The organism is Streptomyces sp. NPDC048337, from assembly GCF_043201175.1.
Classification (GTDB): domain Bacteria; phylum Actinomycetota; class Actinomycetes; order Streptomycetales; family Streptomycetaceae; genus Streptomyces.
In genome coordinates, this window is the sequence record NZ_JBICYR010000008.1 from 112262 (window position 1) to 132246 (window position 19985).

At 72.9% G+C, this 19985-nt stretch carries 18 protein-coding genes and 1 pseudogene; 8 read left to right on the forward strand and 11 right to left on the reverse strand.

Annotation, left to right across the window (positions count from 1 at the left end):
* Positions 1-187: 187 nt before the first annotated feature.
* Positions 188-949, reverse strand: a complete 762-nt coding sequence (locus ACGFYU_RS15950; protein ID WP_393827873.1) for a hypothetical protein — start codon at positions 947-949, stop codon at positions 188-190.
* Between the two features lie 379 nt (positions 950-1328).
* Between ACGFYU_RS15950 and ACGFYU_RS15955 the strand changes: the two genes are divergently transcribed.
* On the forward strand, positions 1329-1568 hold the full coding sequence (locus ACGFYU_RS15955; protein WP_393827874.1) for a hypothetical protein: 240 nt from the start codon (positions 1329-1331) through the stop codon (positions 1566-1568).
* 33 nt (positions 1569-1601) lie between these two features.
* Here the strand turns inward: ACGFYU_RS15955 and ACGFYU_RS15960 are convergent, their stop codons facing one another.
* Together ACGFYU_RS15960 and ACGFYU_RS15965 are read right to left on the reverse strand one after the other, a co-directional pair.
* Positions 1602-2195: a 3'-5' exoribonuclease domain-containing protein gene (locus ACGFYU_RS15960; RefSeq protein ID WP_393827875.1), complete on the reverse strand. Its 594-nt coding sequence runs from the start codon at positions 2193-2195 to the stop codon at positions 1602-1604.
* Positions 2196-2250: 55 nt separating this feature from the next.
* Entirely contained in the window at positions 2251-3372 is a 1122-nt protein-coding gene (locus ACGFYU_RS15965) for a GDSL-type esterase/lipase family protein (protein WP_393828037.1), read from the reverse strand.
* Between the two features lie 300 nt (positions 3373-3672).
* Between ACGFYU_RS15965 and ACGFYU_RS15970 the strand changes: the two genes are divergently transcribed.
* The gene (locus tag ACGFYU_RS15970; protein ID WP_393827876.1) at positions 3673-4749 is read left to right on the forward strand and encodes a hypothetical protein; all 1077 of its coding nucleotides are present in this window, start codon (positions 3673-3675) and stop codon (positions 4747-4749) included.
* A gap of 87 nt (positions 4750-4836) precedes the next feature.
* On the opposite strand, the gene aceB is transcribed toward ACGFYU_RS15970, so the two are convergent.
* Together aceB and ACGFYU_RS15980 are read right to left on the reverse strand one after the other, a co-directional pair.
* A complete protein-coding gene (aceB, locus tag ACGFYU_RS15975) occupies positions 4837-6456 on the reverse strand; it encodes a malate synthase A (RefSeq protein WP_393827877.1) in 1620 nt (539 codons plus the stop codon).
* A gap of 250 nt (positions 6457-6706) precedes the next feature.
* Positions 6707-7336 carry an NTP transferase domain-containing protein gene (locus tag ACGFYU_RS15980; RefSeq protein WP_393827878.1) on the reverse strand — a complete coding sequence of 210 codons (630 nt, stop codon included), beginning with the start codon at positions 7334-7336 and terminating at the stop codon, positions 6707-6709.
* A gap of 237 nt (positions 7337-7573) precedes the next feature.
* Here ACGFYU_RS15980 and ACGFYU_RS15985 point away from each other — a divergent pair, with 237 nt between their 5' ends.
* On the forward strand, positions 7574-9064 hold the full coding sequence (locus tag ACGFYU_RS15985; RefSeq protein ID WP_393827879.1) for a PLP-dependent aminotransferase family protein: 1491 nt from the start codon (positions 7574-7576) through the stop codon (positions 9062-9064).
* A gap of 12 nt (positions 9065-9076) precedes the next feature.
* Here the strand turns inward: ACGFYU_RS15985 and ACGFYU_RS15990 are convergent, their stop codons facing one another.
* Both ACGFYU_RS15990 and ACGFYU_RS15995 read right to left on the reverse strand, forming a co-directional pair.
* Positions 9077-9712, reverse strand: a complete 636-nt coding sequence (locus ACGFYU_RS15990; protein ID WP_393827880.1) for a response regulator — start codon at positions 9710-9712, stop codon at positions 9077-9079.
* Positions 9709-11058: a sensor histidine kinase gene (locus ACGFYU_RS15995; RefSeq protein WP_393827881.1), complete on the reverse strand. Its 1350-nt coding sequence runs from the start codon at positions 11056-11058 to the stop codon at positions 9709-9711. Before ACGFYU_RS15995 ends, ACGFYU_RS15990 begins: the two co-directional genes overlap by 4 nt.
* Positions 11059-11192: 134 nt before the next feature.
* Here ACGFYU_RS15995 and ACGFYU_RS16000 point away from each other — a divergent pair, with 134 nt between their 5' ends.
* Positions 11193-12287 (forward strand): ABC transporter permease, encoded by a 1095-nt coding sequence (locus ACGFYU_RS16000; protein WP_393827882.1) that lies wholly within the window; start codon positions 11193-11195, stop codon positions 12285-12287.
* Positions 12284-12994 carry an ABC transporter ATP-binding protein gene (locus ACGFYU_RS16005; protein ID WP_393827883.1) on the forward strand — a complete coding sequence of 237 codons (711 nt, stop codon included), beginning with the start codon at positions 12284-12286 and terminating at the stop codon, positions 12992-12994. The genes ACGFYU_RS16000 and ACGFYU_RS16005 overlap by 4 nt, the downstream gene beginning before the upstream one ends.
* Here ACGFYU_RS16005 and ACGFYU_RS16010 read toward each other — a convergent pair.
* Together ACGFYU_RS16010 and ACGFYU_RS16015 are read right to left on the reverse strand one after the other, a co-directional pair.
* Positions 12961-14481, reverse strand: coding sequence for a hypothetical protein (locus ACGFYU_RS16010; RefSeq protein ID WP_393827884.1), 1521 nt, complete (start codon positions 14479-14481; stop codon positions 12961-12963). The genes ACGFYU_RS16005 and ACGFYU_RS16010 overlap by 34 nt on opposite strands.
* A gap of 187 nt (positions 14482-14668) precedes the next feature.
* Positions 14669-15472, reverse strand: coding sequence for an IclR family transcriptional regulator (locus ACGFYU_RS16015; protein ID WP_393827885.1), 804 nt, complete (start codon positions 15470-15472; stop codon positions 14669-14671).
* Between the two features lie 337 nt (positions 15473-15809).
* Here ACGFYU_RS16015 and allB point away from each other — a divergent pair, with 337 nt between their 5' ends.
* Both allB and alc read left to right on the forward strand, forming a co-directional pair.
* Entirely contained in the window at positions 15810-17144 is a 1335-nt protein-coding gene (gene allB / locus ACGFYU_RS16020; protein ID WP_393828038.1) for an allantoinase AllB, read from the forward strand.
* Between the two features lie 2 nt (positions 17145-17146).
* Positions 17147-18265, forward strand: a complete 1119-nt coding sequence (alc, locus tag ACGFYU_RS16025; RefSeq protein WP_393827886.1) for an allantoicase — start codon at positions 17147-17149, stop codon at positions 18263-18265.
* Between the two features lie 102 nt (positions 18266-18367).
* On the opposite strand, the pseudogene ACGFYU_RS16030 reads toward alc, so the two are convergent.
* Positions 18368-18683 (reverse strand): annotated as a pseudogene (locus ACGFYU_RS16030) (SDR family oxidoreductase); the annotation flags it as partial.
* Between the two features lie 114 nt (positions 18684-18797).
* Here ACGFYU_RS16030 and ACGFYU_RS16035 point away from each other — a divergent pair.
* On the forward strand, positions 18798-19415 hold the full coding sequence (locus ACGFYU_RS16035) for a dihydrofolate reductase family protein (protein ID WP_393827887.1): 618 nt from the start codon (positions 18798-18800) through the stop codon (positions 19413-19415).
* Positions 19416-19501: 86 nt separating this feature from the next.
* Here the strand turns inward: ACGFYU_RS16035 and ACGFYU_RS16040 are convergent, their stop codons facing one another.
* The gene (locus ACGFYU_RS16040) at positions 19502-19969 is read right to left on the reverse strand and encodes a hypothetical protein (RefSeq protein ID WP_393827888.1); all 468 of its coding nucleotides are present in this window, start codon (positions 19967-19969) and stop codon (positions 19502-19504) included.
* Between the last annotated feature and the right edge of the window lie 16 nt (positions 19970-19985).

Sequence of the window (19985 nt, forward strand, 5' to 3'; positions counted from 1 at the left end):
GCTCCCGTCCGGACCGTCCACGGCGGTGCGCACGCCACCCACTGCGGGTGTGGCGTGCGCACCGCCGTGCCGTGTTTTCGGTGCCGTGTTTCCGCGCCCAGGGGCGGGCACCCGTCATGGGTGCCCGCCCCTGGGGTGCTGCCGTTGCTCTCGCTCGCGGTCGGTCTCGGGCCCTCGCTGTAAGCGATCAGAAGGGCCAGGGGAGCGGGATCGGGAGTGGGGGCAGCGGGATGGGGATGGGGATCTTGGGGATGGGGGGCAGGGGGATCGGGATCTTCGGCGGTGCCGGGATCGGGGGCAGGGGGATGGGGATCTTGGGGATGGGGGGCAGGGGGATCGGGATCTTCGGCGGTGCCGGGATCGGGGGCAGGGGGATGGGGATCTTGGGGATCGGGGGCAGGGGGATCGGGATCTTCGGCGGTGCCGGAATGGGCGGCAGCGGGATCGGGATCTTCGGCGGTACCGGGATCGGCGGCAGCGGGATCGGGATCTTGGGCGGAGCCGGGATCGGGGGCAGCGGGATCGGGGGCACCGGGATCGGGATCTTGGGGGGTGCCGGGATCGGGGGCAGCGGGAGCGGGCCCGGGTTCTGCGGCGGTGCGGGGATCGGGGGCAGGGGGCCCGGATTCTTCCCGGGCACCGGGAACGGAGGCCACGGTCCGGGCTTCGGCGGGGGCTGCTTGTCTTGGTCGCCGTGCCGCTTGTTGCCCTTCTCCGACTGCTTGTGATTTCCCTTCCCGTTGTTGTTGTTCTTTCGATCGCTCTTGCCGTTTCGCTTATCGCCGTCATTTCCGTGGCGATTGTCGTTGACCAGGTTCGCGTGACTGGTCGCAGCGGTGGTCCCGGGCGTCGCGGCGAATGCGCTCGCGGGTAGCGCGACGGCGCCGGCAGCCAGGGCGGTGGTCGTCGCCAGCATCACGAAACGCCGGGTCAGGGGGCTCTTGGGCATGAGGATCTCCTTGTGCGTGAAAGGGTGATTCACGGCTCCGGCGTTACGTCGGCCGTGCCGTGGATATGCACGAGCCGTGTCGGCCCGTGCATCCAGTAAGCCCGGGCCGAACGACGAGGGCATGCCCCTGCATCTCGCGACTTGACGTATGGGAATTCCGCGTTCCACACGGCCGCCTGTCGCGCCCCTTCAAGGCGATACGAGCCCCGACAGACGGGGGCTACCAGGCGGTACTCCCCTGAGCCTGCGACCTGCGCACGTACGGTGCCATGGCGGAGTCGGTGCCCTGCGGACCTGGCGGCCCCGCAGCAGGTAGCTCTGCGCGGGGGGCAGCTCGTGGGGATCCGCCGCACGCGAGGGACAGGTACCGGTGGAGTGCGTGCAGCAGGTAGGCCAGCGGGTGCTGTGCTCCACGCCGGAGGCGTGCGCGTCGCCGACGGCGGGTGGGGTCGGCCGGGTCGATGCCGAGTCCCTGCGGGACCTCGCCCCCGGCCCGCTCGCGGAGTCCGTACGGGCCCACGCGGCCCGGCCGCTCGCGCAGGGGCAGGCCTGGGAGGGGGGCGGCGGCCGCGCGTCGCCGGCACGAGCGCCGGCGGTGGTGGCCGAGCGGGCGGCGTAGCCGGTGCCACCCGTAACGGGCCCGGCAACGGGACTACGCGGGCGGAGACCACCGCATGAGGTTGCTCATCAGCTCGGCCTGTTCGACGGCGTCGTCGAGGGCGTGGTGCGTATGGGGTCGGCGGGAGAGCAGTTCGCGGGGCATCCGGCCCTTGACCGCGGCGCGCAGCGGGACCCGTGCCTTCACGGCGTACAGGGTCTTCATGTCCAGGCACCCGGAGTGCCCGAAGGGGCTGTCGCCGCCGAAGCGCATCAAGTACCAGTACAGGAAGGTCCAGTCGAAGGAGGCCGGGTAGCCGCACATCACGGGCTGCGCCCCGGCGGAGACCTCCCGCACCCAGCTCCGGAACTCGGCCATGGCCGCCGCGGGATCGGCGCCCTCCCGGACCAGCCGGTCGCGGTCCAGCCCGCTGACGGCGAGCGCCTCCGGCACGTACGCGTCGCTGATCGGCCGCAGCTCGCGGTAGAAGGTGTGCTCCCGCGGATCGGCGGCCGTATACGAGGCGCCGTCCTGGCGGCCCGCGACGGCGGCCCCGAAGCTGATCATCGAGTACGGCCCGGGGATGGGCCCGTCGGCCTCGATGTCGACGGAGATGTAGAGACTGGGACGAGCGGTTCGGGCTGCCATGCCCGCGAGCATGTCAGCCCGAACCGCCACCGATCACTTCGTTTTCGCGTACGGGCTACGACGCGGGCGCGAGGAACATCCCCGTCTGGTCCGCGCCGGCGGTGTTCTTGCAGCTGACGGCGGAGCCCGCGGGCTGCGCGACCGCCAGGGACAGGCAGCGGCCGACGGCCAGCTGCCCGAAGTAGTTGGGGTGCATGGACTCCTGGATCAGCCCCTGCGACTCGTTGTTGTCGATCCAGCGCGCCCACTCGCTCGTCGTCGCCGACGCGGGCACCGTGGAGCTCACCTGCTTGCTCGCCTTCGCGCACACCTCGCGCCCCTGCATCATGTCCCGCAGGTCCAGGAACTGCACGCCCTTGGCGGCCGCAACGCCCTTGAGGCGGCCCGCTATCTGCGGCACGAGGGAGTCCCGCGCCCAGTCCGAGTCCCGGTTCCAGAAGGGGCAGCCGCCGGTGTTGAGCCGGCTCCAGTCGCTCTGCGTGTAGCGGTTCTCCGCCCCTCGCGGTATCGGCGACGGGTAGGACTGCAGCACGATCCGGTACGAGGAGTCCGCGTACCCGGCCGCGCGCATCACGGCGCGCACCTCGTCCACCGACTTGCCGACGTTCGCCATCACGGCGTCGATCTTCTGGTCGACCCCGGCCTGCTGGTCGTCGTAGCAGTACGAGTTCCAGAGCACGAAGTCGTACGCGCACTCCTTGATGATGTCGGCGAAGCCGAGGTCGTTGCCGCCGATGGACAGCGCGATGACCTTGACGTTGTTGCTCGCGGCGACGGCGGCGAGCTGATCGGCCTGTGGGGCCTCGCCCTTGAAGGCGACGCCGCCGTTGGAGGCGCGGAACACGTTCTCGGAGGTCGCCCCGGAGCAGGCCAGGTTCACGGCCTTCTCGGCGATGGGTCCGGGGCTGATCACTTCGGCGGAGTCGGACCGGTGACAGCCGCCCGCGGTGGCCCCGTACACCTTGCCGGGATCGTAGGTGCTGCCGCTCACCCAGGCCCGGTCGGTCCCGTTGCGGCTGCCGCTGTTGGTCAGGCTGTTGCCCTTCCAGCGCCCGGCTTCGCCGGATATGTAGCTGTCGCCCATGGACACCACGGCGGTGGGTCCGGCCCCGGGACTGGCGGCGGAGGTCCCGGCCCCGGCGGCCAGCAACGCCCCGACGGCGAGCGGCAGAACCATCCCGGCCCCGACCGACCGTCGCACACGACGGCGGGTCCGGTTCTTGCTGGCGGTGCGGAATCCGATCACTGCGGAACTCCTGCGGTCGGCCATGCGGGAGCAGGGAACAACTCCGGTGCATGGCTGGGAAAGTGGGGGTACCGCCGGCCGGTGGCACCGGAAAGGTGACACGCGCCCACTTGTTACCGCTAGGTACAGTCACGTTACGAACGAGTAACAACCGACCGGTCGTTCGGCTCCCACCCCGGCCGCAACTGGCCGAATCGCGCTGTTCCCGTCAGGGCCCTTGCCGTTCACGCTGTGAACAGAAGCGCAACCAAGGCGGTCAACGGGGGAGCCACCATGGTCGAGCCGCTCTACGTACCCGTCCTTCCCGTGCGGCGCGGCGCGCTCGCGGCGTACTCCGGCCTGACGCCGTCGCGTCACGCCCTCGTCGGACCTCTGTGGACCGTGCCGCGCGGCGTCGGCGCGGCCCGTACGCCTTCCCTGGCCGCCGGGATCGTCGTCGCCCAGCGGTCAGCCCCCGCCTGGGTCGATGCCCGCCATCTGGAGGGCGAGCCCGACGCCGTCACGGAGGGCTTCTGGCAGCGGCTGCTGGGTGCCTCGGTCCGGCCGGTCACCGGGCCCGGGCGGGCCGACCGGCAGCGGGACGCCTGTGTGGAATTCGCCCTGGCCTGCGGGAACGGGCTGGGCCTGCGCGTTCCGGCGGAGGGCGCAGGTTCGGAGCGCGGGGCCGAGCGCGTACGCCGGCTCGTGGAGCGGATCGGCGGCCCGGGCGGTGTCCCGCTTGACCTGCTCCTGGATCTGGGGCCGGTCACCCATGAAGGACACAGGGCGGACAAGTACGCGCTGCGCGCACTGGAATCGCTCGGTCCTCTCGCGCGCTGGCGGACGATCGCCCTGCTGGCCGGAGCGTTCCCGCCGACCGCCCCCGAAGCCGCGGGCCGGGGGCCGGTCGAGGCGCATCGGCACGACTGGGACGTCTGGCACATGGTCGGCCATGCCCGCCCTGTCCTGCCGGCCGCCCTCACCTACGGGGACTACGGCGCGCACCATGCCGGCGCCGCCGACACGGTCGCCGGTGGCGGTCCTCCGTGGGGAGTCCTGCGCTACACGACCGAGCGCACCTTCCTGCTGGCCAAGGCCCCGATGGCCGGGGAAGGGCATGCCGAGCGGGTGCGGGAGATCGCCCGACGGATGGTGGGTGAGTACGACTTCCGCGGGGCCGGCTTCAGTGAGGGGGACCGCTGGTTGCACGCCTGCGCCACCGGTTCGGGCGCGCTCGGTGCGGGGAATGCCGAGGGGTGGATACGTGCCGGTCACAGTCAGCACCTTGCGTACGTGGCCGATCGGCTCGCGGCGGTGGCCGTGGCCTGAAAACGCCTCCGCCCCCGGCGCGGTGAGGCGGCGGGGGCGGAGGCGACCGGTGTTCGGCTGCTGTGCGTTTCAGTCGAATCCGGGGGTTCAGCCGACCAACTGGTCGTACGCCGGGAGGGTCAGGAAGTCGGCGTAGTCCGCGTCTAGGGAGACCTGGAGGAGGAGGTCGTGGGCCTGCTGCCACTTGCCGGTGGTGAAGGCCTCCTCGCCGACCTCGGCGCGGATGGCGGCCAGTTCCTCCGCCGCGATCTTGCGGGTCAGCTCGGCCGTGGCCCGCTCGCCGTTCTCGAAGATGACGCCGGCGTTGATCCACTGCCAGATCTGCGAGCGCGAGATCTCGGCGGTGGCCGCGTCCTCCATCAGGCCGAAGATGCCGACCGCGCCGAGGCCGCGCAGCCAGGCCTCGATGTAGCGGGTGCCGACCTGGACCGCGTTGCGCAGGCCCTCGTACGTCGGCTTCGCGTCCAGGGAGTCGATCGCGATGAGCTCGCCCGGGGCCACCGAGACGTCCTCGCGCAGGCGGTCCTTCTGGTTCGGCTTCTCGCCGAGCACCGCGTCGAAGGAGGCCATCGCGATCGGGACCAGGTCGGGGTGGGCGACCCACGAGCCGTCGAAGCCGTCGTTCGCCTCGCGGTCCTTGTCGGCCTTGACCTTCTCGAAGGCGACCCGGTTGACCTCGGCGTCCTTGCGGGACGGGATGAAGGCCGCCATGCCGCCGATGGCGTGCGCGCCGCGCTTGTGGCAGGTGCGGACCAGCAGTTCGGTGTAGGCGCGCATGAACGGCGCGGTCATCGTCACCGCGTTGCGGTCCGGCAGGACGAACTTCTCGCCGCCGTCACGGAAGTTCTTGACGATGGAGAAGAGGTAGTCCCAGCGGCCCGCGTTCAGACCGGCCGCGTGGTCGCGCAGCTCGTAGAGGATCTCCTCCATCTCGTACGCGGCGGTGATGGTCTCGATGAGGACCGTCGCGCGCACCGTGCCCTGCGGGATGCCGACGTAGTCCTGGGCGAAGACGAAGATCTCGTTCCAGAGGCGCGCCTCCAGGTGCGACTCCGTCTTCGGCAGGTAGAAGTACGGGCCCTTGCCGAGGTCGATCAGACGCTGCGCGTTGTGGAAGAAGTAGAGGCCGAAGTCGACCAGCGAGCCGGAGGCCGGGGCGCCCTCGAACTGCAGGTGGCGCTCCTGGAGGTGCCAGCCGCGCGGGCGCATGACGACGGTCGCCAGCTCCGCGGCGGGCTTCAGGGCGTACGCCTTGCCGGTGCGCGCGTCGGTGAAGTCGATGCGGCGCTCGTAGGCGTCGATGAGGTTGAGCTGGCCAAGGACGACGTTCTCCCAGGTGGGGGCCGAAGCGTCCTCGAAGTCGGCGAGCCAGACCTTGGCGCCCGAGTTCAGGGCGTTGATGGTCATCTTGCGGTCCGTCGGACCGGTGATCTCCACACGGCGGTCGTTCAGCGCGGCCGGGGCCGGGGCCACCTTCCAGTCTCCCTCGCGGACCTGTGCGGTGTCCGGGAGGAAGTCGAGGGTGGAGGTCCGGGCGATCTCGTTGCGGCGCTCGACGCGGCGGGCCAGGAGCTCGGCGCGGCGGGGGGCGAACCGCCGGTGGAGCTCGGCCACGAAGGCGAGGGCCGCTTCGGTGAGGACTTCGTCCTGCCGTGGCAGGGGCTCGGCGTCGACGATGGCCAGCGGGGACGGCGCTGGTGCGGACATATCTGTCACTCCTTCAGCGGCGGTGCCTGGCGGCCGCGGGGAATGCTCGCGCGAGACGGCACGCAGTGCCGTCGGGTGTGGAGAGTTCCGGGATACGGTCGCGGGCGCCGTCTTGGGTTTAGGGCGCTTCTGACCAGTGGATAGTAATTTCCTCATGGTGGAAGTTCAATGGTTTGTTGATGTCGAGATTCTCTGAGTCGACAGATTCCGCTTCCCGGTGGCCCTCAGTGCCACCGTCGTCACGCCGTGCTCAGAGGAGACGTGCCAGGTCGGGCGGGGTGTCGATGTCATAGGCCTCCGCGATGTCCGCGCACTCCACCAGTACGAGCTCACCCGCATGCCGGGTGAGATGTACCCGCGCGCCCTTGTCTCCCGTCGCCGTCGCCGCGATGTCAGCCCACCGGTCCGCGCCGAAGAGCACCGGATGGCCGCGCTCCCCGTCGTACGCCGCCGCCACCAGGCTCGCGGGGGAGCGGTACGCCTCCCGTACCCGGGCCACGGCCGCCGGCCCGATGCCCGGCTGGTCCACCAGTGAGACCAGGGCCGCGCGGGCCTCCGTGCCGGCCAGCGAGGCGAGGCCGACCCGCAGGGAGGAGCCCATCCCCTCCGCCCAGTCCGGGTTGTCCACGACCACGCAGCCGGCCAGGTCCGCCCGCTCGCGGACCTCGGCGGCGGAGGCCCCGAGCACCACGTGCACCGGGCCGCAGCCCGCCTCGCGCAGCACCCGTACGGCGTTCTCGACCAAGGGGCGGCCGCGGTACGGGAGCAGCGCCTTGGGCCGCCCGCCCAGGCGTCGGCCGCCGCCGGCCGCCAGGAGCAGGCCGGCGATCACGGGCGACTGGCTTGAAGGGGCTGAATCGGAGTCGGTGTGGGATGACATGCCACCGATTCTCGCTCCTGGGCCGAGCCGGGCCGCAGCCGCGTCAGCGTGCGTCGTACGGCGGCCAGCGCGGCCCCGATCCGCAGCGGCTCGGAGATCCGGTTCTCGGCGGCAGCCAGCAGGGCACGTTCGTCACGGTCGGTCAACATCTCGGCATCTCCTTGCCAATCGTGGGCCAATACCGCGAGTCTGGTCCTCGATTGGCCTGGTCGGCAGAGCCAATCAGGGGAGGTTGGCATGGCAAACGGGCGAGTGGTCCAGACGGCGGACAGAACCATCGGCAGCCGCCAGCTCGCGGCCCTGCTCCCCGCCGAGGTCCTGGCCCGCCCCGGCTACCGTGCGCTCGCCGACGCCGTGCGCACGCTGATCCTCGACGGCCGGGTCGCCCTGCACGTCCGGCTGCCCGCCGAACGCGAGCTCGCCGAGGCCGTCGGCGCCAGCCGGGCCACCGTCACCGGCGCCTACGACCTGCTCCGCGAGAGCGGCTACGTCCGCAGCCGGCGCGGCTCCGGCACCTGGACCGAGCTCCCCGACGGCCACCTGCCGGTCGGCTCGCCCGCCATCATCGGCGGTGGCACCGGAGGCCGGCCCGACGGCGACCCCGGGATCGACCTGGCCATCGCCGCCATGGGCGCCCCGGACGGCAGCCTCGCCGAGGCCTTCGCCTGGGCCGCCCCCCGGCTGCCCGGGCTCGCCCGGAGCCCCGGCTACCACCCTTTCGGCCTGCCCGACCTGCGCACGGCCGTCGCCGACCGGTTCACCCGGCGCGGGCTGCCCACCCGTCCCGAGCAGATCCTGATCACCGCGGGGGCCCAGCAGGCCTTCGCCCTCGTCGTCAGCCTGCTCTGCCGGGCCGGGGACCGGGTCGTCACCGAGAACCCCACCTACGCCAACGCCCTCGACGCCCTGCGCCACGCGCGGGTCCGCACCGGCTCCCTCGCCGTCTCGGACGCCGGCTGGGACATGGAGATAGCCGAGTCCACGCTGCGCCAGACCGTGCCGCGGCTCGCGTACGTGATCCCCGACTTCCACAACCCGACGGGCGCCCTGATGCCGCCGGAGCAGCGGCTGCGGCTGCTCGCGGCCACCCGCGCCACCGGCACCTGGCTGGTGGTCGACGAGACCATCGCCGACATCGCCCTGGACGTCCCCGCGCCCCCGCCCCTGGCCTCGCTCGCCCCGCGCGGCGGCGCCGACCACGTGATCACCTTCGGCTCGCTCAGCAAGACGCACTGGGGAGGCCTCAGGGTGGGCTGGATCCGGGCCGGCGCGAAGATGATCACCGAGCTGACGGGCGTACGGGTCTCGGCGGACATGACCGGCTCCGTTCTCGACCAGCTGGTCGCCCTCCCCCTCATGGAGGGCCTGGAACGGTCCCTGCCCGCACGCCTCGCACAGCTGCGGATCCAGCGCGAAGCCCTGGTGCGGTCCCTGCAGCGGCACACCCCCGAATGGTCCTGGCGGCTCCCGCCCGGCGGGCTCTCACTCTGGGTGGACCTCGGCGAGCCGGTGAGCTCCGCCCTGTCCGAGCGGGCCGCCGAGGCAGGGGTGCACATCGGCCGCGGCGCCCGCTTCGGCGTGGACCCGGGCACCTTCGAACACCGCCTCCGGATCCCGTACACGCTCCCGCCGGACCGCCTGGACGAGGGCGTACGCCGCCTCGCGGCCGCCTTCCACGACGGGGTCCCCCTGGCCCCGGCGGTGGAGCGCCCGCACTGGGTGGCCTGAGCCCCACCAGGCCTACGGGGTGCGGATCAGGCGGCGGGTGGCCGCGGCCGCGACGGCCGCGGTGCGGGAGTCGACGCCGAGCTTCGCGTAGATGTGCACCAGGTGGGACTTGACCGTGGCCTGGCTGAGGAAGAGCTTCTTGGAGATCTGCTGGTTCGACAGCCCGTCCGCGACCAGTTGCAGAACCTCCAGCTCCCGCTTCGTCAGCGCCTCCGCCGGGGTCCGCATCCGGTCCATCAGCCGCAGCGCCACCGCCGGGGCCAGCGCCGACTGGCCGGCCGCCGCCGTCCGTACCGCGGCCGCCAGCTCCTCCGGCGGGGCGTCCTTGAGCAGGTAGCCCGAGGCGCCGGCCTCCACCGCCGCCAGGATGTCCGCGTCCGTGTCGTACGTGGTCAGCACCAGCACCCTCGGGGCGCCCGTCCGGGCCGTGATCAGGGCCGTCGCCTCGGAGCCGTGCATGCCGGGCCCGGGCCCGAACTGCAGGTCCATCAGGACCACGTCCACCGGCTCGGCGGCCGCCAGTTCCACCGCCCGTTCGGCGGTCGCGGCTTCGGCGACCACCGCGAAGTCCGGCTCGGTGTCCAGCACGGCGCGCAGCCCGGCCCGGACCACCGGGTGGTCGTCGGCGAGCAGGAGGCGGATGGTCACGGTCGGGCCTCCAGGGGTTCCAGCGGCAGCGGCAGGGTGACGGCCACGGCGGTGCCCTGGCCGGGGGCGGACTCCACGGTGAACAGCCCGCCCAGGCTCTCGGCGCGCGAGCGCATCGCGGGCAGCCCGAAGCCGCCGTCCCCGAAGCCCGCCGCGCGCGAGGCGGCCGAGGGGGCCGAGGAGGGCTCGAAGCCGTGCCCGTCGTCCACGATGTCCAGCGTGACGGAGGCGTCCATGAAGGTCAGGGTGATCTCCGCGCGCCCGGCCCGCGCATGCCGCACCACATTGGCCAGCGCCGACTGGGCGATCCGCAGCAGGGCCACCTCGTACGGCGTGGGCAGCACCCGCGGGCCGCCGCTCAGCGAGAACCGCACCCGCGGCCCCGGCACCCCCGAGCACAGCCGCTCCAGCGCACCCGCGAGCGACCCGTGCTCCAGATCCGGCGGCGTGAGGGCCCGTACGAAACGACGCGCCTCGGCGAGGTTCTCCTGGGCGGCCTCCCGGGCCTGCGCGATGTGCGAGAGCGCCGCCGCGACGGGGCCGGCGGGTACGGCCGGGCCGGCGGCCCCGGACGCCTCCGGGGCCCCGGCGGAGCCCGGCGCACCGGCACCGGCGGCCTCTCCCCCCGGGCGCCCCTCGGAGAGGGACCGCTCCGCGGCCCGCAGCAGCAGCTGGATCGAGGACAGCCCCTGCGCCAGGGTGTCGTGGATCTCCCGCGCGAGCCGCTCCCGCTCGGCCAGGATCCCCGCGCCCCGCTCGGCGGCGGCCAGCTCGGCCCGGGTCGTGATGAGCTCGTCGATCAGCTCGCGGCGGCGTTCGCTCTCGCGGTACAGCGCCTGGTAGCCCAGTACGGTCGCCACCGCCACGGCCCCGCCCAGCAGCGGCCCGAGGAAGGCCCCGGGGGTCACCGCGCTGCTGTGCGCGAGGAAGCCGCCGATCGCCGCGCAGGCGGTCACGGCGACGGCCGCGACCCCCCAGCGCAGCCGCAGCAGGTGCAGCTCCAGGAAGTACAGCGGGAAGGCGATCCACAGCCCGTCGGGGGAGACCACCAGCACCGCCGCCCAGGCCGCGCCGAGCCCGGCCAGCCACGCCGCCCCGGCGCGCGGCGAACGGTGCACGGCGGGGGCCCGTACGCCGCCCGCGTACACGGCGGCCAGTACGGCGCTCGCGGCGACCACCCAGCCGGCCAGGGGCGCGGAGTCGGCGACGGCCCGCCCGGCGGCCAGCACGAGCAGCCCCAGCAGCAGCGCGTGCAGGCACAGCCGCAGCACCCTCGTCACGGGGGTGAGGGCGCGGGAGGCGGCGGGGTCCGGGGCGGGAGCGGGGGACGCGGCAGGAGCAGTCATGGCCTGACCAGCGTAAGTCGGCCCCGACCGCCCCCGGTCAACCAAAAGTTTGATGTCCGCCTGCGCCCTTCGATACGAGGATCGCCACCGTGGCGCGATGCCTTGTGTCCACGCGGAAGACCAAGGTGGGGATCATGTTCGTCGCATGGAGAGATCTACGGTTCGCCAAGGGCCGGTTCGCCCTCATGGGCTCGGTCGTACTGCTCATCACGCTGCTGGTCGGCCTGCTGTCCGGGCTCACCTCCGGCCTGGCCCGGGAGAACATCTCGGCCATCACCGGTCTGCCCGCCACACACCTGGCCTTCGCCGCCCCCGCCGGTGACCAGAAGGTGTCCTTCACCAACTCCCAGGTTCCCGAGTCCGCCTGGCAGGCCTGGCGCGCCCGGCCCGGGGTGGCCTCCGCGGAGCCGCTCGGCATCCGCACCACCAACGCCGCCGCGGGCGAGCGCACCGCGGCCGTCTCCGTCTTCGGCGTCGACCCCGCCGGCAGGCTCGGCCCGCGCGCGGGCGGCCTCGGCCAGGGCCGGGTGGTCCTCACCGAGAAGGCCGCGAAGGAGCTCGGCGGGCTCACCGCCGGCGCCAAGCTCAAGATCGGCCCGCTGGAGCTGACCGTGGCCGCCGTGTCCGGCACCGCCGCCTACAGCCACACCCCGGTCGTGTGGATGGACCTGAACGACTGGCAGCGCATCGGCAACCCCGGCACCTCCCTCGAAACCCTCGCCACCGTCGTCGCCGTGACCGCGTCCGACGGCGGCGGCCTGGACCTCGCCGCCGCCGAGAAGGCCTCCGGCACCAAGGCCCAGACCGTCGACGAGGCCTTGGGAGCCATCGGCTCGTACCAGGCGGAGAACGGCTCGCTCCAGCTGATGCGCGGCTTCCTCTTCGCCATCTCGGCCCTGGTGATAGGCGCCTTCTTCACCGTGTGGACGATCCAGCGCAGCGGCGACATCGCCGTCCTCAAGGCACTGGGTGCCTCCACCCCGTACCTGCTCAAGGACGCCCTCGGCCAGGCCGTGGTCATGCTGACCATCGGCACCGGGGTGGGCACCGCGCTCGCCGCCGGCTTCGGCGTGCTGATCAGCGGCGGTGACGTGCCCTTCGTCCTCGACGCCGCCACCGTGCTCGTGCCGGCCGCGATCATGATCGTGCTGGGCGCGCTGGGCGCGGCCCTGTCCATCCGGCGGATCACCGCCGTAGACCCGCTGACCGCCCTCGGGAGCACCCGATGACCCTCCTCGTCCACGACGTCACCCTCACCTACCCGGACGGCGACGGCCGGCTCACCGCCCTCGACTCGGTAGGCCTGGAGGTGCCCGCGGGCACGCTGACGGCGGTGATCGGACCCTCCGGCTCCGGCAAGTCCAGCCTGCTGGCGGTGGCCGCCACCCTGGTCACCCCGGATTCGGGCCGGGTCGTCGTCGCGGGCCAGGACACCTCCGGGCTGGGTGCCGCGGAGAAGTCGGCCCTGCGCCGGGAGAAGATCGGCATCGTCTTCCAACAGCCGAACCTGCTGGCCTCGCTCACCGCCGCCGAGCAGCTCCAGGTCATGGCGCACCTCTCCGGCCGCCCCTCCAAGGCGCTGCGCCGGCGCGCGCTGGAGCTGCTGGACGCGGTGGGGCTGGCGGACAAGGCCGACAGGCGGCCCCACCAGCTCTCCGGCGGTCAGCGCCAGCGGATCAACATCGCCCGGGCCCTGATGAACGAGCCCGCCGTGCTCCTCGTCGACGAGCCGACCAGCGCCCTCGACCACGAGCGGGGCGCGGCCGTCCTCGACCTGCTGGTCACGCTCACGCGCGAGCGCTCCACCGCCACGGTGCTGGTCACGCACGACCACGCCCACCTGGAGCGGATGGACCGCACGGCGACCATGGCCGACGGCCGCCTGACCGAGGCCCCGGTGGTTCAGGGGGCGGGGCGGACGGAAGGGGCCAGGTAGGCGCGCAGGCCGCGCAGCTCCGGGAGCGGGGGCAGGGGGCGCGCGTGCCAGCCCCCGGCCCAGGGCGGCGGAGGGGCGTCGTCCGCCACGAGGACCGCCGTCGGCCGGGTGCGGGCGAGGTCGGCGAACCCGGCTGCGGTGATGCTGCCGTCATGGCCGCCGTACACCTGGCGCGAGGCGCATCCCGCGCGGAACGCGACCCGGACGGCCTCCTCGCCGCCGACCAGGCACGGCGGCACGAGCCCCTGCGCGCGCAGGTCGGCCGCCACGGCGGTGAACGCCGCGTCGGTGGCCCGGCTGCGGGCCGCCACGGCGGCCGTGATCGCCAGCTGGAGTGCGAGGTGCGCGACCAGCACGAGGCACAGGGCGGTGCGGGCGAGGGGGCGTGCGCGGGTCCCCGCGTAGAGCCGGGTCAGGCACAGCGCCACCGGCAGCGAGAGCAGCGCGTACGAGGGCAGCAGGAAGCGCGGGGCCGCGTAGCCGACCAGCAGCAGGTAGGGGGCCGCCACCGACAGCCCGGCCGCGGTGGGCACCAGGAGGGTGCGCAGCCGCCGGGCGCGGTACGCGTGGACCAGCCCGCCCGCGGTGAGCAGCGGGAGGGCGAGCCACCACAGTACGGCGACCGGCTGTTCCAGGGACACGTCGCAGGGGCGGCACAGGGTGCGGCCGCCGAGGGCCCGCAGGTGGTCCGCGAAGGCGGGGTTCCAGCCGAGGCCGCCCTGGATCTCACCGGCCCGGTGCAGACGGGCGAGGAGGCCGCCGTGGTGCAGCCGGGCCTCGACGGCCCAGGGCGCGCATCCGACGACGGCACCGGCCGCGATCACCACAGGGAGGACGGGCCGGCGCCAGTGGGGGACGGCCACCGCGGCGCAGACCAGGGGGAGGGCGAGCCAGATCGCGTCGCCGGGGCGCATGACCGCGACCAGGGCGATCCCGGCGCCGAGCCCGGCGAGCGCGCGCCGGTCGCCGCCGTCGCTGGCGGCCCGCAGGAAACAGCCGACGCCGATCAGGGCCCCGAAGGCCACCCAGAGGTTGGGCATGGCCTGCGGCCCGTACGAGAGGGTCGTCCACAGGCCGGCGAACAGGGCCCCCGCGAGGGCGATCACGGGGGTGGGGAGCAGGCGCCGCCAGACCAGGAGCGAGAGCAGCAGGGCGCCGGACGACAGCAGGGCCAGGTAGATCCGCAGGGCCGGGACGGACGGGGTGAGGGCGGCGACGGGGGCGACGAGCCAGCTGATCCCGCGGGCGCGCGGGGCGCTGAAGAACGCGGCGGGGGCGTCGCGGGCGACCTGGCTGACGTAGACGGTCTCGTCCCAGGCGAGCCCGGTGCCGGGGACGGCCAGGACCAGCTGGACGGCGGCGTACACGGCGGGGACGGCCCCCAGCAGGACGAGATCGCGCCGGTCCCCGGGAGCGGCGGGCGACGGCCGCGGTCGCCCGGTGGCCGGGCTCGGTGCGCTCGGAGCCGTGAGCGGGTCGGAAGCCATGAGCGGACCTCTGGGGGCGGGAAACGGGCCGGGCGCACCACGCTGCCGGGCCCGCCCCGGCCCCGCCAGCGCAGATGCGGCGGTCGGCGTACGCCGTCCTCCCCGGCCAGGGGCGGCCCGTACACACGACTGTGCCCCGCCGGACGGATCCGGCGGGGCACAGGGGCTGCTCAGGCAGGTGCGTGCGTTACGCGGGGCTCTGGTTGGCCAGCGCGACCGACAGCTCGGCGGCGACACCCTGGAGGATCGGCACGAAGGACTCGGCGACCGCCTCGGTCACGCGGCCCGCCGGGCCCGAGATGGAGATCGCGGCGGCGGTCGGCGAGTTCGGCACCGACACGGCGAGGCAGCGGACTCCTATCTCCTGCTCGTTGTCGTCGACCGCGTAGCCCACCTTGCGGACCTGCTCCAGCGCGTCCAGGAAGCCCTCGGGGGTGGTGATGGTCTTCTCGGTCGCCGCCGGCATGCCGGTGCGCGCCAGGAGGGCCCGTACCTCCTCGGCGGGGGTGTAGGCCAGGAGCGCCTTGCCCACGCCGGTGGAGTGCGGCAGCACCCGGCGGCCGACCTCGGTGAACATGCGCATGGAGTGCTTGGAGGGCACCTGGGCGACGTAGACGATCTCGTCCCCGTCGAGCAGGGCCATGTTCGCGGTCTCGCCGGTCTCCTCGACCAGACGGGCGAGATAGGGGCGCGCCCAGGTGCCGAGCAGGCGCGACGCGGACTCCCCGAGGCGGATCAGCCGGGGGCCGAGGGAGTACCGTCGGTTGGGCTGCTGGCGTACGTAGCCGCACGCGACGAGCGTGCGCATGAGACGGTGGATCGTCGGCAGCGGCAGTCCGCTGGCGGCGGAGAGCTCGCTGAGGCCCACTTCGCCCCCGGCGTCGGCCATGCGTTCGAGCAGATCGAAGGCGCGCTCAAGGGACTGGACGCCACCGCTGGCGGCGGTGGGCTTGGCGGAAGCGTCGGTGGTGCTGGCGCTGGACGTCGGCACGGCGCGGTCCTTTCGGTGCTGGCAGGCAAGGAAGCAGCCTACCGGTCGGTCGGCGTCGGCCCTAGAGCCGGGGCGACGCCGTCCCCGCCGGTCAGAGGCGGTTTGTCCTGGTGGCGGACGTCCTCGGGAAGTTACCTCCCCGGTCCCCCGTGGTGGTAGCTACATTCTGGATAGTGAAATCTTAATTCCATCCTGTGGAAACATCCAATTGCGGTGTCGGTGTGTCAGTGGTCCGTCCGGGCGCTCTTGACTGGCCCCGGATCGGGGGTGAAGACTCCGTCAACAGAACGTTGAATTTCGCTCTGTGGAAGTAGATGGGGAGGTTCCGGTGGCCGACGTGGCTGTGGAACTGGTACTGCGCTCGACGCGCGTCATCACCCCCGAGGGGACGCGCGCCGCTTCGGTGGCCGTCGCCGACGGGAAGATCACGGCCGTGCTCGCACACGACGCCGAGGTACCGGCCGGAGCCCGGCTGCAGGACTTCGGTGACGACGTCCTGCTCCCCGGCCTGGTCGACACCCACGTCCACGTGAACGACCCGGGCCGCACCGAGTGGGAAGGCTTCTGGACGGCCACCCGTGCCGCCGCGGCCGGTGGCATCACCACCATCCTCGACATGCCGCTCAACTCGCTCCCGCCGACCACCACGGTGGACAACCTGCGCGTCAAGCAGGAGGTCGCCCGTACCAAGGCGCACGTGGACGTCGGCTTCTGGGGCGGCGCCCTGCCGGACAACGTCAAGGACCTGCGCCCGCTGCACGACGCCGGCGTCTACGGCTTCAAGTGCTTCCTGTCGCCCTCCGGCGTCGACGAGTTCCCGCTGCTCGACCAGGAGCAGCTGGCCACCTCGCTCGCCGAGATCACCGGCTTCGGCGGCCTGCTGATCGTGCACGCCGAGGACCCGCACCACCTGGAGTCCGCCCCGCAGAACCCGGGCCCCAAGTACTCCGACTTCCTGGCCTCCCGCCCCCAGGACGCCGAGAACACCGCGATCCAGAACCTGATCGCCCAGGCGAAGCGGTTGAACGCCCGCGTGCACGTCCTGCACCTGTCCTCCGCCTCCGCGCTGCCCCTGATCGCCGCGGCCAAGGCCGAGGGCGTGCAGATCACGGTCGAGTCCTGCCCGCACTTCCTCACCCTCACGGCCGAGGAAGTCCCGGACGGCGCCACCGAGTTCAAGTGCTGCCCGCCGATCCGCGAGGCCGCGAACCAGGACGTCCTGTGGGACGCGCTCGCCGACGGCACCATCGACTGCATCGTCTCCGACCACTCGCCCTCCACCGCGGACCTGAAGACCGGCGACTTCGCCACCGCTTGGGGCGGCATCTCCTCCCTCCAGCTGGGCCTGCCGGCCATCTGGACCGAGGCGCGCAAGCGCGGCCGCACCCTCGAAGAGGTCGCGCGCTGGATGTCCACCGCCCCGGCCGCCCTCGCCGGCCTGGCGCAGAAGGGCGCGATCGAGGTCGGCCGCGACGCCGACTTCGCGGTCCTCGCGCCTGAAGAAACGTTCACCGTGGACCCGGCCGAGCTCCACCACCGCAACCAGGTCACGGCGTACGCGGGCAAGACCCTGCACGGCGTCGTGAAGTCCACCTGGCTGCGCGGCACGCAGATCGCCGACCACGGCACCCCGACCGAGCCCACGGGCCTCCTCCTTGAAAGGCAGAACTGACAGTGGCGATTCCTTCCTTCACCGGTAACGCGAACCCGTACGGAGGCGGCGACCCGTACGCGGACTACCGCACCGCGGACTTCCCGTTCACCCAGTACGCGAACCTCGCCGCCCGTGAGCTGGGCGCCGGTGTCATCGCCGCCAACGACGAGTTCTTCGCCCAGCGCGAGAACCTGCTGATCGCCGAGGCCGGTCACTTCGACCCCGAGCACTTCGGCCACAAGGGCAAGATCATGGACGGCTGGGAGACCCGCCGCCGCCGCGGCGTCTCCGCCGACCAGCCCTGGCCGACCGCCGAGGACCACGACTGGGCGCTGGTGCGCCTGGGCGCCCCCGGCGTGATCCGCGGCATCGTCGTGGACACCGCCCACTTCCGCGGCAACATGCCGCAGGCCGTCTCCATCGAGGGCACCAACTGGGAGGGCGCCCTGGCGCCGACCCCGGAGGAGCTCCAGGGCGACGACATCAAGTGGACGACCCTGGTCGCCCGCACCCCGGTCGGCGGCCACGCGGCCAACGGCTTCGAGGTGGACGTCGAGCAGCGCTTCACGCACCTGCGCGTCAACCAGCACCCCGACGGCGGCATCGCCCGCCTGCGCGTCTACGGCGAGGTCCTCCCGGACCCGGCGTGGCTGGCGGCCCTTGGCTCCTTCGACGTGGTGGCACTGGAGAACGGCGGCTCCGTCCAGGACGCCTCCAACCGCTTCTACTCCCCGCCGACCAACACCATCAACCCGGGCCGCTCCCGCAAGATGGACGACGGCTGGGAGACCGCCCGTCGCCGTGACAACGGCAACGACTGGATCCGCTACCAGCTCGTGACGGAGTCCGAGATCCGCGCGGTGGAGATCGACACCGCCTACCTCAAGGGCAACTCGGCCGGCTGGGCCTCCCTCTCCATCAAGACGGGCGAGGAGGGCGAGTGGCAGGAGTTCCTCCCCCGGACCCGCCTGCAGCCCGACACGAACCACCGCTTCGTGCTGGACACCCCGGCGGTCGGCACGCACGTCCGGATCGACATCTTCCCGGACGGCGGCTTCTCCCGCCTGCGCCTCTTCGGCTCCCTGACGGAGGCCGGCGCGGCCGCGCTGACCGCCCGCCACCAGGAGCTGGGCGGCTGACGCCGTCCACCGCCGACTGCCCCGGGGGCCGACACCCCCGGGGCGCGCACGACCCGCAGGGGCGCACCGCTTTGGCGGCGCGCCCCTGCGGCGTACCCGCCAGGCGGCGTGTCCGCCGTCCACGGCGAACTCCGCGCCGGTGACGTACGCGGCCTCGGGCCCCGCGAGGAACGCGACCATGCCCGCGACCTCCGACGCCGTACCGAAGCGGCCCAGGGCCGTCATGGCCGCCTGCGGCGTCCCCCGCATCGGCCCGCACCGCCACGGCCCGCCGCCCGAGCGCCTCCACCTTGCCGACCACCTCGGCGGCCGCCTCCGCATCGTTCACGTAGGTGATCGCCACATTGGCCCCGTCCGCGGCCAGCCGCAGCGCGACCGCCGCCCCGATCCCCCGACTCCCACCGGTCACCGGCGCCACCGTCCCGCGCTGGCAGGAATCCGGCGCGACGCTCTCGCGCGCCGCGCCGATGAGTTTCAGGGGGTCCGGGAGTCTGGATCTGTGTGGGGAACATCGAGCTAGGAGCGCGGAGTCATGGGGAAGCTGACACTCACCACCTTTTTGACCCTCGACGGCGTGATGCAGGCGCCCGGGGCGCCCGAGGAGGATCCCAGTGGCGGGTTCGAGTACGGCGGGTGGCTGGTGCCGTTCGCCGATGAGGGGATGGGGGAGTTCGTCACCGAGGTGTTCGGCCGGGTCGAGGCGTTTCTGCTCGGGCGGCGGACCTATGAGATTTTTGCGAGCTACTGGCCGCGGCACGACGATCCCGCCGATCCCGTCGCGAGCAAGCTGAACCGGCTGCCCAAGTACGTCGCCTCGACGACGCTCAAGGAGCCGGAGTGGGGGCCGGTCACCGTGCTCGACGGGGAGCAGCTGCAGAGCGAGATCGTGCGGGTGAAGGACGAGTTGGAGGGGGAGTTGCAGGTGCACGGCAGTGGTGCGCTTGCGCAGTGGCTGCTGGCCCGGGATCTTGTCGACGAGATGAATCTCTTGGTCTTTCCCGTGTTTCTGGGGGCCGGGCGGCGGCTCTTTCCCACCGGTGGGCTGCCTACCGCCTACGAGGTGGTCGGTTCGCGGACCACCTCGGCCGGGACGGCCATCCACACCTACCGGCCGAAGGGGCGGGCCACCTTCGGGTCGTTCGCGGACTGAAGTGGAGGCCGACGCGGTTGCCGCAGGACGAGTAGGGCTTGTCCCCGGCTTTCCCCGGCGACCGCGTCGGGCCGCTGATACGCGTCCTAGCCGTACGGGTTGAGTGCCCGGAAGCGGACAGTGTCGCTGCGACGGTCGAACCACAGGTTGGTGGAGTGGCCGTTGCCGTCGCGGTCCAGCTCGTGCGACCGCACCCACTGCGGGTTCTTCGGCCCCTTGCCCTTGAGTGGCTTCTCGAACCATGAGGAGAAGTCGTCGGTCGGCCCCTCGGTGACGAAGGCGTGGGCCGCCGTCAGCTCGGCGAGTTTCCCCGGCGCCAGCCGGGCGAAGCCCGAGATCACCAGCTCCGGCGACGGCAGGTCCCGGTCGTTGTCACGGCTGCTCACCCACTTGGCGTCGGTGAGCGGGCCCAGCAGCGGGAACGCCTGCTCCAGCGGTGCGGTGTCGGTGTGCCAGTCCTCCCCCTCGGCCCCGCTCACCACCTGGCGCAGGGTCCACCAGACGGGTAGGACCGCCAGCGCCGCCCCGATCCCGATCACCTTCCGTCGCTCCAACGTGATCCCCCTCAGG